Raw genomic sequence first — 12,568 nt, forward strand, 5'->3', positions numbered from 1 at the left:
AAGGAGGGGAGGAAGGAAGATTGTCTTTATTCTATATTATCAGTTTTCAGGGATTCCACACAACTTGACAAAGAACCACAAAAAATCACTCGGATCTCAAAATCCGAGTGATTTTTTGTGTATTCCCGATTCCCTAAGGAAGCAAGAGAATAATCGCAAAAGCAAAAGCATTATTCAGCATATGTAGCCAAATGGAATCCCAAATATTGTTCCGCCTCGCAAAGGCTCTATAAAATATATAGCCCATAACAGAATAGGACAGAATGAAATTCAAATCTAAACTGATAACATGGAGGTAGCCAAAGGTAACCGAGGTCAAGAAGGCAATCAAGCCGGTTGGCCACCCCCTAAACACAAACTTGGAACCCAAGCCACGAAAAACAAGTTCCTCAGCCAGCGGGGCTAAAATGACCATACCAATCATAAAAACGGTTAAATAAGGGGTCCCTAATTCCTTCACGGATCCTAAGGCGTCTACAATGATTTGCTGATTCGTAGCTTGCTCTTCTAGACCTACTGAGCTTCGGAAAATACCAAAAAGTATATTAGCTCCCATTAAGGTTCCCCAGCCTAGGAATAGGTGCTTCCATTGACTGGCATCAAACTGGGCGGACTTCGAACCTGCATCCGGTTGGTTAAAGTACCATTTCAACAGGGAATAAATAATTGCAAAACTAAAAGCTAAGTAGACAACAACCGCGAGCCACTGCTGGCCAACAGATAGGTCCTGATCTAATAAGCCCAAAGACAGTGGTAAGCCGTTCAAAAGGGAAGCTAATGCAATCAGCAGGAACCAGACAAAGATTCGCCCCAGAACTTGTATACTTTTTAAAACCATCATGATACCTCCGCATTCAATCTTATCGTGGAGTAGGCAGCTGGTAAGAGAGGAGCGAGAGAAACAAATCCAATGAATCTGTTTGCTCCTACTCCTTCCCGGTTCTTTTTACAATAGACCAGCTACTGCTTGAAGAAGATTTGGAATAGCTGCTTGGTCACTACCTCCAGCCATGGCCATATCTGGCTTACCACCACCACGACCGGCTACAATCGGTGCCAATTCCTTGATGAGGTTACCTGCATGAACCTCTTTCGAACGACTAGCTACCAGGACATTGACCTTATCTCCAATCGCTGCTACTAGCACAAGGACATCAGAATAGTCCCCTTGTTTCCAAGTGTCCGCAAAGGTACGAAGGGCACCTGCATCAGCGACATCAACCTGTTTAGCAATGTAACGCAGACCCTTGACTTCTGCCACATCTTGGAAAATTTGACCAGAAGCAGCTGCAGCTGCTTTTTCTTTCAACTCCCGATTTTCTTTTTGCAATTGGCGGGCTTGTTCTTGAAGGGCCTCCACTTTCGCTGGAACATCACCAACTTGTGGGGCTTTTACTTGCCGTGCCAATTCTTGCAGCAATTTAGCTTCTTCCCGATAAGAATTATAAGCCTCACGTCCAGTTACAGCCACAATCCGACGAGTACCAGAACCGATTCCTTCTTCTTTTAGAATGCGGAACAAGCCAATTTCGGAAGTATTGCCAACATGGGTTCCTCCACAGAGCTCAACAGAGTAATCGCCAATCGAAACAACACGAACAGCTTTTCCGTATTTTTCGCCAAAGAGGGCCATAGCTCCCATATCCTTAGCTGCGTCGATATCTGTTTCAACCGTTTGAACGGCTAAGGCTTCGTTAATTTTGATATTGACATCTGCTTCAATTTGCGCCAATTCCTCTGGTTTAACGGCTTCAAAATGCGTAAAGTCAAAACGAAGGAAGTCTTGCTCATTCAAGGAACCTGCTTGGGTCGCATGTTTCCCAAGAACTTGGTGCAGGGCTGCATGCAACAAGTGTGTTGCTGTATGATTTTGCATCACACGACGGCGACGATCCTTGTCTAGAACTAGACGGTAGACATCCTCTTTAGCCAACGGCGCCAAGACCTCAACCTTATGCAGAGGCTGACCATTTGGAGCTTTCTGAACATCGACAACCTTGGCCACTACTTGCCCGTTGGCACCCAAAATCTGACCATGGTCAGCAACCTGACCTCCCATTTCCGCATAGAATGGTGTTTCCTCAAAGATCAGATAAGCTTCACCAGCTTCAACAGCGTCTACTTCAACATTTTCTTGTACCAAAGCCACAAGACGGCTATCCGCCTCTTGCGCCTCATACAAGAAACGACTTGGAACGGTCAAGGCCTGCAAGGTCTCATTTTGACCACCCATCGAAGTCCCTTTAACAACCGAAGCCCGCGCCCGCTCTTGTTGCGCCTTCATTTCTTGATCAAAGCCATCCTTATCAACCGTCCAGCCGCGTTCTTCAGCGATTTCTTCGGTTAGTTCTACTGGGAAACCATAAGTGTCATAGAGTTTAAAGGCCGCTTGTCCAGAAATAACCGTTTGGCCTGCTTGCTCCATCTCAGCGACAATCTCATCTGCATAGGCTTGTCCCGCCGCCAAGGTCCGTGCAAAGGACTCCTCTTCATTTTTAACAATCTTCTGGATGAAATCGGCTTTTTCGCTCACCTCTGGGTAATAAGACTCCATGATTTGCCCCACAGTTGGAACCAAACGGTACATGAACGGCTCATGGATGCCTAGTTTTTGACCATGACGAGCTGCACGACGAAGCAAACGACGCAAGACATAACCACGGCCTTCATTTCCTGGAAGAGCGCCATCCCCAATCGCAAAAGCCAAGGAGCGAATGTGGTCCGCAATCACCTTGAAACTCATGTTATCGCCATCTGGATCATAGGTCTTACCAGACAAAGCTTCAACCTCCTTGATAATCGGCATAAACAAATCCGTTTCAAAGTTGGTTTTAGCCCCCTGCATCACCGCTACCAAACGCTCCAAACCAGCCCCGGTATCAATATTTTTATGTGGCAATTCCTTGTACTCACTCCGTGGCACACTTGGATCTGCGTTAAATTGAGACAAAACAATATTCCAAATTTCGATATAGCGATCATTTTCAATATCTTCCGCCAACAAGCGCAGACCAATCTTTTCAGAGTCAAAGTCTTCCCCACGGTCAAAGAAAATTTCCGTATCCGGACCAGAAGGACCTGCTCCAATTTCCCAGAAGTTATCTTCAATTGGAACCAAATGACTTGGCTCAACCCCTAGTTCAATCCAACGATTATAAGAATCCTTATCCGCTGGATAATAGGTCATGTAGAGTTTTTCTTTAGGGAAAGCAAACCATTCAGGACTGGTCAAGAGTTCCCAAGCCCAGGTAATCGCCTCATCCCGGAAATAATCGCCGATCGAGAAATTCCCCAACATTTCAAACATGGTGTGGTGACGAGCTGTTTTACCAACATTTTCAATATCATTAGTCCGGATGGATTTTTGAGCATTGGTAATCCGAGGATTTTCTGGAATTACAGAACCATCAAAATATTTTTTCAAGGTTGCAACCCCTGAGTTAATCCATAGTAGGGTTGGGTCGTTTACCGGAACCAAATTCGCTGACGGTTCAATGGCATGGCCCTTGGAAGCCCAAAAGTCTAACCACATCTGGCGAATTTCAGCACTGGTCATATATTTCATTGTCATTCTCCTTTTATGTTAATTGCTATTTCACTTAGTAGGAAATAAGGAATCTGCAAAAAAAGACAAGTTCAATCGATGAAGGGCGTCTCAACGCGGTACCACCTTCCTTCGATGAACTTGTCATCCTTATTGCAACTATTCAAAAAATCTCTCAAGTAGCAAGATAAGACACAACTAGTAGCTTGCACCAACCGCTACCTCTCTGAAAAATTGTCTGTTTTATCCATTCTTGATACACTCTCATTATACTCCAAGTTGCCTATTTGTCAACTATTTTTCTTCAGAGCTAGAGTCTGCAACAGCTTCACCAGTCGCATTCATGTATTGAGAAAAGGCATTTTGGAAGGCTGGGTCTTTGACCTTAATATTCGCTTCTTCCATTTCCTTGGCCACAACACTTTGGATAAAGGCTGCATCAGTCCGTTTTCCAGCTAGGATAATGCTTTCAAGCTGTTTTTGATAGTCTTTCCAAGAGTCTTTTTTCTGAGTTTTGTTGGTTACCTTAATCACATAGTAGCTCGTAGATAGAGTTGAACTATCGGTCACCTTGATAACATCTGAAACTCCATTGTTGTCCAAGCCAAAGGCTGCCTTTTTAACATCTTCCGGAAGGGCGGTTGAAGCAGAATCAAATTTCATTTCGCCGCCTTTTTCCTTAGTTTCTTCGTCATTCGAATTGTCTTTTGCCAACTGGGCAAAATCATCCCCTTTCTTAGCTTTTTCAGCTACCTCTTTAGCCTTATTTTCATCGGTCGTCCGAATCACTTGTGCTGTTACTTCTGGTGTATAGTTTTCAAAAGCTGCTTGGTAGTTCTCATCCGTCAACTCTTTTTTGGCAGCTTCATTTACCGCATACTCAACCAATTTGTTGGTACGGATTTGTTCGCGATAAGTTTCCGTTGTCAATCCTTCTTGAGCCAAGACTTGTTGGAAACGATCACCGTAGGTCTGGGCGCTCTTATTATACTCTTCAGAAACTTCCTCGTCAGTGACCTTCTCTCCGTATTTAGCTTCGAAGACCTCATTAATGGTCATAGTGAGAAGAACTTGTTGAGCTTGGGTATTATTTTTAACCTTGTCATAGTATTCCGCAACCGTGATGGTATTCCCTCTCATGGTAATCACATCCGTGTTGTTATTGGTCTCACGCGCACAGGCTGCGAGGGCTATCACAGACAAGAGCGTGATAGCACCAATTTTTACTTTTTTCATCCTTGTTTCACTCCTTTTTACAATAACTTTGCCATTATACCATATCTTGACTTAATTGCGGCTTAATCAGAGAGCTTCTTGGGAAATTTCCACCAAATCCGCCTCTTTTTTGACCATCAAAAGCCCATCGCCTAGGGGTAGATAAGAAACCATGAGGTCTGGATGCTGGCCCACCGCCTCAAATAACTTATGCAGACCACGGTAAATGGCCCGTTGGCCCCTACGAATGTCCTCCGGTAGCTTGGCAATATCTCCCCCTTGGAAAACATCATCAAAAATCAAAATACCACCCTGGGGTAATAGATCAAGAAGATCCTGTAAAAAAACCACATACTTGGATTTAGCAGAGTCGACAAAGATAAGGTCAAAAGACTGGCCCTTCAGATCCTGTAACAGTCCCTGGGCCTCTCCTTCCAAGAGACGAATACGATTCCCCTCTTGGAAGCGAGCAAAGTTCTCTTGGGCTAGTTGAATCATCTCTGGATTGCGATCAATGGTCACCACTTCCGCTTCTGGAAGAGCTTCTGCCATCATGAGGGCTGAGAAGCCGATCGCAGTTCCGACCTCTAAAATCCGCTTGGGAGCCACAGCCTGTAAAAAGAAACGGAAGAAGGCCACGGTTTCCTTGGGAATAATCGGCACATTCTCAGCTGCCGCAAAGTCTTGCAGTTCCTGCAAAAAAGCCGGCAAAGCCTGATCTTGGTTCCGCATAAAGTCAACAATTCCTTGCTGGACCACAGGCCGACGCATGTTGGGATTGGAGTGTTCCGAGTAGGTTTTAACCATTACAAAACTCCTAGCTCTTGCGCCAAGCTTTCCAACTCATCCAAGCGACGCTCAAAGACCGCAAAAGCATCATTGAGGTAGGCCTCAGCCTCCATATCAACTCCCGCTTTGGCCATTACCGCTAGTGGATAATCAGAATTTCCAGCCTTCAAGTAATTGAGGTAGGCTTCGCGATCCTCATCTGTTCCATAAACAATCTTATCCGCCAAGGCTGATGCTGCCGCAAAACCAGTCGCATATTGGAAGACATAGTAATTATAGTAGAAATGCGGAATCCGCGCCCATTCGTATTGAATTTGTGGATTCTCTTCGGCAGCCAAGCCATAGTACTTGGCATTCAAATCCGCGTAGGCCTGGTTGAGGAAATCACTGGTCAAGACCTGCCCCTCCTGATCTGCCTGGTGGATCAGTTGTTCAAATTCCGCAAACTGCGTTTGCCGGAAGACGGTACCACGGAAGCCATCCAAGTAGTGGTTCAGAATAGCAAAACGGCTTTCCTTATCCTCCACGGAAGCGAGTAATTTCTCTGTCAAAATATTTTCATTAGTCGTTGAGGCAATCTCAGCCAAGAAAATCGAATAGTCCCCATACACAAACGGCTGACTTTCACGGCTGTAGCTGGAATGCATGGAATGCCCTGTTTCGTGGATCAAGGTATAGAGATTGTCTAGATTGTCCTGCCAGTTCAACAGCATGTAAGCCTTGGTGTCATAAGATCCACCGGAATAGGCACCGGAGCGTTTGCCCTTGTTTTCATAAACATCAATCCAACGATTGCCAAAGGCATCTTCAACCTTAGCCAGGTAATCGTCTCCGAGAACCGCAAGCACCTCTTTACATTTTTCCAAAGATTCTTCGTAAGAAATGGAAAGATTCTTACGGCTCAAAGGCGTATAGACATCATACATGCGGATATCTTCCAGTCCCAAAATCCGTGATTTGAGTTTCACATAACGGTGGAGCAGGGGCAGGTGACGATTGACCGCTGTTACCAAGGTATCGTAAACCGACTCTGGAACAAAGTTAGCTGCTAGGGCTGCCTGACGCGCAGATTGGTACTTGCGCATCTGAGCCTGGTAGTTATGCACCTTAACCGTTGTCTGAAGCGTTTTCGCGTAGGTATGCTGATACTGTTGGTAAACACTGTAGAGGGCTTCAAAAGCATCCTTACGCACACGGCGGTCGTCAGACTCCATAAAGTGAATATAGTTGCCGTGAGTTAACTGCACAGCCTGTCCGTCGGCATCCTCAATCATCGGCAGAACAATGTCCGCATTGTCCAGAATTTCAAACATTTCAGAGGCAGAACCAAAAATTTCCGCAGCTCCAGCCAACAAGGCTTCTTCTTTGGGACTCAAGACATGCTCTTTTTGGACCAGCAAGCGCTCAAAGTAATGACGGTAAAGTTCCAAAGCTGGCTGCTCTTCCATAAAGGCTGCCAACTGCTCTTCCGTCACCTCCATAAACTCAGGTTCATAGAAGGCAAAGGTCTGGCCAAAACGCGCCGCAAGACCATTGATTTGCGAATAGAGTTCCTGATAGGCTGCCACACGCGTGTCCTCATCCTGCTTCATGGACGCATACACGAATAATTTTTCCAGTCTCCGCATCAGCCCCAGTTGTAGTTCAGTAATGTCCAATAGACGTTGGGCTGACTCCAAAAGCTGGCCCTCTAAGTCAGCAGCCTTGGCCACATCCGCCTCCAAGGAAGCAAACTCCTCGCGCCAAGCCTGATCATCCGCAAAAATACTGGTCAAATCCCAGGTATATTTTTCTTGTATTTCATGACGTTCTTTGCTCATAAGATTCCTGCTATATAAAATATAACCAAACGTAGTCATTTATAAGGGGACCTCTAAAAGCCCCAGTTTTTCTTCAAATTGAATCACTCAAACCTGATAAATCAACATTTAGATTTTCAGAAATTTAGTTTTTAGAGGTCCCCATAAATTTAACCACATTTGAGAAAGAATATATAGACTTCCTTTCTTCATTTTATTTACTACCGTCACCATTAGTGTTTCCATATCCTACAAGAGGATAATGACAGTGACTAACTCTGTTAGTCTAAGGGTGTAGCCCACCCCGGCTTGCTTTACATTAAGGCCAAAAGATTGGCAACTGCGTTTTCATCCCGGTCTCCCACAAATCCACACTCATAACAAATGTAGTTACGTACAAAGATGTTAGAAACCCAAATATAGTCTTTTATCTTCTCTAGCTGCTATTCTCCCCCCATAGTCCCTATTTTATCACATTCTCTCTTGTAATAAAAAGGAGAATAAAGAACCTGTCTGTAAACAGAACTTGATTGCGCATAAAAGGCTAGAAACTGTTGCTCATAGTCCCTCTCTAAGTCTGACTGCAAGCGGAATCCCTCTACCGGTTTGACGGGCACAAGCTGCGGATACCAGTCCGCTAAACTGCGGGTCAACAAATTCTGGCCCGCTTGATAAGCCAGTAGTTGCTGCTCCACCCAATAGGAATTTCGGTACTGCAATTGCTTAGCCAGATAGCGGGGGAAGTGCCAATCTAACCGCCCCTCAAAGGATCTAAGTTGCCGTTGCTGGTAGGGCCACCGTAAGACCTCTCGTAAAGGTTTTTGAAAAAAGGGGAAAACTGCAACCAGTCCCTGGCAACGACCGTGTAAGTCCTGGTGCAGGAGATAGTGTAAGACTAACTCCTGCTTCTCCCCATCCAGGTTCCAGAAAAAATAGCCACAGCTGGGACTAAACTGTAAGCAGAGCCTTTGTAACTCTGTCAGCCGCCCCTTAAAAAAATGCTTCGAACCCAGGAGCCAGACTACTGGCAGATCCAAGTCTTGGTAAACCTGACTCCGCCGCCCATAGTCTTGAGGGCTCAGAGGACTGCATTGAATCTCCAGGGCTAAATTCTGCGACAACAATAGGTCTGAAACCACAGCCCCTTCGGCCTGACCCACCTCAAGGGCAGTCGCTTCATGGATTTGACCCCAATCAAACAGAGCGGCCTTGAGGTTAAGGTGCTCGGCTCCCTCATTCAAGGTAGCCCATTCACAGGCCTGGCCCACTTTGTGGGCAAAATGAGGCCGGATCTGTCGCCCTGACTTCAAAACTAGCTCCTGTTTACAGCCTGGACAAAAAAAGACCCCTCCTTGTGGGAGAGGATCTGTTAGTAGATGATGCAACTGCCCCTTGGCATCGATGGCTTGAAACATCCTTTTTCTCCCTTCACTTCCTTATTCGGATTTAGGAGAACAATTTTTCACCTTTTGATTCATCAACACGCAAAAAGGGAACCATGAAGAAGACCAGCAACAGGAGACCAACCATAACCCAGGACATGAGTTCATAGCCTGAGCTATCGATCAGCCAACCAGCCCAGGTTTGAACCACAATCGACAGCAGGCTTTTGGCTGTCTGGATCAAGGCCATCCCGGTCATCACAAAACGCGGACCAACCAAGGTGTTGACCAGTTTCAAGGTCAACATAATTAGGGTCATATTGGCTGCATGTTTGGCAAGGAGGGTTCCAAAAATCTTAAAGCTCAGCGGACTGGCCAAGCCAAAGAAAACAAATTGGAGGGTCATGAAAAAGAGCGGGAACAAGATTAAGACCTTGCTGGGATAGCGATCCATAAATAGGTAAGAATAAAAAATCAAGGGGGCTTCACAAATCACCGCTAGTGAAACAATAGTTGAGGCTTGACTAACCGTCAGACCACTGGCCTCCAGCATGGCCGGAATATAGGTATGTCCGACATTGGCAACTCCGGAAAAGAGGGCAATAATAGCCAAGGCTAACAGATAAGACTTGTTCTTGAGCACATCATTCAAAAAAGACTCTTCCTGCTTTTGCTTGACTGGGATATCTTCCTTCTCAATCGGCAACCCTAGAACTCCTAAAATGGACAAGAACAAGGTTCCCAAGAAAGCTACATAAATCGCTTGCGGATGAATTAACTGGTAGAGCACCCCAGCCAGCTGGGTTCCAGTCGCATAACCAATCGTCCCCCAGACACGAATCGAACCATACTTATAGGGTGATTTGGCAGCTAAGAGATCCATGACCGGATTGATCCCATTGATCATCATAATGGCCAAGCTATAGCCCAGGACCAAGCCCCATAGTTGATTGGACAGGAGGAAGATTACACCACCAGCCAAGGCCAAGCCCAGACCAACAACGGTCACCGGCTTGATCCCCAAACGGTCATTTAAGTAGCCCATCACCGGCTGAGATAAGACAGAGGTGAAAAAGGACACCGAGACCACCAGCGACACCTGACTGGCCGAATAGCCCAAGTCCAACATATAGATAGACAAGATGGCTGAGAATAAGGCCCAGGACAGGTAGAAAAAGGTATACATGAGAAAATAACGAAAATAAAGTGAGGCAGAACGCTGCACCAGGATCTCCTTTCTAGGATAAACAAAAATGAGGGGAGGGGGAACGAAAGGACATCTCCATCCTTTAGGATCCCACTCCCATCTAGTGAAAATTTACAAGCAATATTCTATCAGGCTATTTTTTACCTTTATCAGACTTCTTCTTGGTTTTACCTGTTCCCGTTTTACTGAAGAGGAGGCGGACCAAGAGGATAATCAGGGCTAGTAACAACAAGATAGGAAACAACAATAACCATTGATAGTTGGCAAAAAGACCGGCTAACCAGCTCTTCTTGCCGACCTGACCTTTAGCCACATCCTCTGCTTTTTGAGCAGGCGCAAAGAGGGACTTATCTTCTGTTACCTTGTAAGTCACATCTAACTGTTGGTTAATTGGTTTGAGGCCATTTTCAACAACCAGTTTTCCATCTGTAACAGACAGTTTTGCATTCGTTCCTTTCTTAAGGGTTGCATAGACATCTTGGTCAACCTTATATTTTTGACCATCGACTCCGACAAGCCCTTTTTCCAAGACTTTTTTATATTCATAGTCCTTGAAGGCTTTTTCTAAGAGGACGTTTCCAAATGGGTGACGATAGTATTCACCATTTTGGTCAGTCCAGTCACCAACTCCCATAATCAATTCGACAAAGCGCTGACCATCACGCTCACCAGTCGCAATATAGTTAAAGGCACCAGCTGGACTGGAACCGGTTTTCAAACCGTCTACCCCCTTCATTCCATAAAGAGCTCCCTCAACTGAGTAGTTATAGGTTTCAAAAGTCTCTTCATAAGGTGTTCCTGCTTTCACCGTCACCACTGGATCTTTTGTATAGTTTAAAATATCGGGATACTTGTTGACAAAGTTTACGCCCAGAATGGCCATATCACGCGCTGTTGTCTGGTTCTCCTTGGTGATGTCATAACGTTGTGGGGTATAGTAACCACTGAAAGCCTTGGCCGCTGCACCGCTGGCATTGTACCATTTGGTATTAGTCATGCCCATTTGTTGAGAGACTGCATTCATCTTATCCAAAAAGACATCAGCATCGCCATTAGATAGATAATCAGCCAGCATGACAGTTGTTACATTGGATGACGGAATCGCCGTCATGGTAATCAATTCATCAATGGTGTAGTCGACACCGGCAACAATTTTGTTATTGGAAATAGCATAGATTCCTGAAATGGTCTGCTCACGGGGAGTTGCCGTAATCACATCATCCTTGGAAATTTCTCCCTTCTCCAGGGCTTCAAAGACCAAGTAGAGGGTCATCAATTTACTCATACTGGCTGGATCACGTGGCAAATCGGCATTATCTTCCCAAACCACATCACCGGTCTTAGCATCTACAATAATGGAAGACTTGGGACGATTTATCTCCAATACCTCTGGATACATTTCCCGAGTGAGGTCCATCAACTCATCTGCTGATGCTACTACCGGTGCCATTGTCAAGGCAGCAGCCAGTAACAGAACTCCTAGCTTTTTCATCATCTATCTCCTTCTTTTCAATCGTTTCTATTTTATCATACTTTCTACCAGCTTCCTAGGTCGAGATTTTTGAAAAAAACTCACCTCTATCTTTATACTCATTGAATTTCAAAATTCAATCCTGTCAAATCTCCTTGATAAACCGTAGTTCTACCCTCGTCATCTTTTTATCTTCTGCGAGTATCCTGATTTTGATTGGAGTTTGAGTCTGGGACAAAAGTCTCTGTCCCACTCCCCCTTACTTTTATTTAGAATAAATCCAAAAAGAAATCAAAAAAGATTCCATCTTTTATCAAGTATGATACACTAAAATAAATAAATCTAAAAGGATAACAACATGCCTCAGAAACGTGCCCGTTCTCAAGAAGCGATTGAACAGCGCTACCAAGATATCCTCAATGCCGCACGCAAATTATTTCTAGTACAATCCTATGACCAGATTTCCTTGGTCAGCCTCGCCAAGCAACTAGACATCTCCAGACCTTCCTTCTATACCTACTTTCCATCTAAGGATGCTCTTCTTCTCCATTTACTGAAGGAGGAAGGCTTAGGGTTCGCAATCGATATCCAGAATCATTTTAGAGACCCTTTATCATTGGAAGATTTTTGCATGGACCTCATCCAACTGGTTCTAAACAGACCCCTCTTTATGAAACTCCTGTCCGTCCCTTTCACCAATCTTCATTGCAGCCAGACAGCTGAGGATCTACTGCAATTTCGAGCAGAGGTCAGACCTTTTTTCAAAACCCTGTTCCAAATCTTCAAACAACAATTTCCAGAAACCCCCGACTCCGAAATTTGGAGCGCCATTCGCAAGTATTACCTACTGATTTCAACCATCGCCAACTACGACTTCTTCGCCCAAATCCAGGTTGAGGAAAAACTAGACTTCTTTGGTAGCGACTCCCCTTCCAGCCCTGCCCAATTTTATTCGGATATGCTCTACAAACTCTATCAGAATTATAGGTGAGGGATGGAGGCTGGAATGGCTAAAGCAAAACCACACTGTAGGACCCAGGCTTGAAAATAATCAAGACGGGACTCTTACAGTGTGGTTTTTGAATAGACTTCCTGCGAAACGTTAACTATCCTTCAAAATTGATAATACCAGCAATCAAATTCATTCGTAAACCAAAGCGT

At 45.0% G+C, this 12,568-nt stretch carries 9 protein-coding genes; 1 reads left to right on the plus strand and 8 read right to left on the minus strand.

Features of this window, described 5'->3' with window-relative positions; genetic code table 11:
* Positions 1-133 precede the first annotated feature (133 nt).
* The 8 genes from N4310_RS04490 to N4310_RS04525 form a co-directional block, all read right to left on the minus strand.
* Positions 134-838 carry a CPBP family intramembrane glutamic endopeptidase gene (locus N4310_RS04490; RefSeq protein WP_262092226.1) on the minus strand — a complete coding sequence of 235 codons (705 nt, stop codon included), beginning with the start codon at positions 836-838 and terminating at the stop codon, positions 134-136.
* 108 nt (positions 839-946) lie between these two features.
* Positions 947-3,565 (minus strand): alanine--tRNA ligase, encoded by a 2,619-nt coding sequence (gene alaS, locus N4310_RS04495; protein WP_262092233.1) that lies wholly within the window; start codon positions 3,563-3,565, stop codon positions 947-949.
* Between the two features lie 273 nt (positions 3,566-3,838).
* A complete protein-coding gene (locus N4310_RS04500) occupies positions 3,839-4,780 on the minus strand; it encodes a peptidylprolyl isomerase (protein WP_262092227.1) in 942 nt (313 codons plus the stop codon).
* Between the two features lie 66 nt (positions 4,781-4,846).
* A complete protein-coding gene (locus tag N4310_RS04505; protein ID WP_262092228.1) occupies positions 4,847-5,566 on the minus strand; it encodes an O-methyltransferase in 720 nt (239 codons plus the stop codon).
* Positions 5,566-7,368, minus strand: a complete 1,803-nt coding sequence (gene pepF, locus N4310_RS04510) for an oligoendopeptidase F (protein WP_262092229.1) — start codon at positions 7,366-7,368, stop codon at positions 5,566-5,568. Before pepF ends, N4310_RS04505 begins: the two co-directional genes overlap by 1 nt.
* Before the next feature lie 422 nt (positions 7,369-7,790).
* Entirely contained in the window at positions 7,791-8,762 is a 972-nt protein-coding gene (locus N4310_RS04515) for a competence protein CoiA (RefSeq protein WP_262092230.1), read from the minus strand.
* Between the two features lie 31 nt (positions 8,763-8,793).
* Positions 8,794-9,957: an MFS transporter gene (locus tag N4310_RS04520; protein WP_262092234.1), complete on the minus strand. Its 1,164-nt coding sequence runs from the start codon at positions 9,955-9,957 to the stop codon at positions 8,794-8,796.
* 112 nt (positions 9,958-10,069) lie between these two features.
* Complete coding sequence (locus N4310_RS04525) at positions 10,070-11,431, minus strand: DUF1958 domain-containing protein (protein WP_262092231.1); 1,362 nt, start codon at positions 11,429-11,431, stop codon at positions 10,070-10,072.
* 334 nt (positions 11,432-11,765) lie between these two features.
* On the opposite strand from N4310_RS04525, the gene N4310_RS04530 reads away from it, so the two are divergent.
* Positions 11,766-12,398 (plus strand): TetR/AcrR family transcriptional regulator, encoded by a 633-nt coding sequence (locus N4310_RS04530; RefSeq protein WP_262092232.1) that lies wholly within the window; start codon positions 11,766-11,768, stop codon positions 12,396-12,398.
* Positions 12,399-12,568: the final 170 nt, after the last annotated feature.

The sequence above is a fragment of the Streptococcus danieliae genome, from assembly GCF_025447695.1.
GTDB classification, from domain to species: Bacteria; Bacillota; Bacilli; order Lactobacillales; family Streptococcaceae; genus Streptococcus; species Streptococcus danieliae.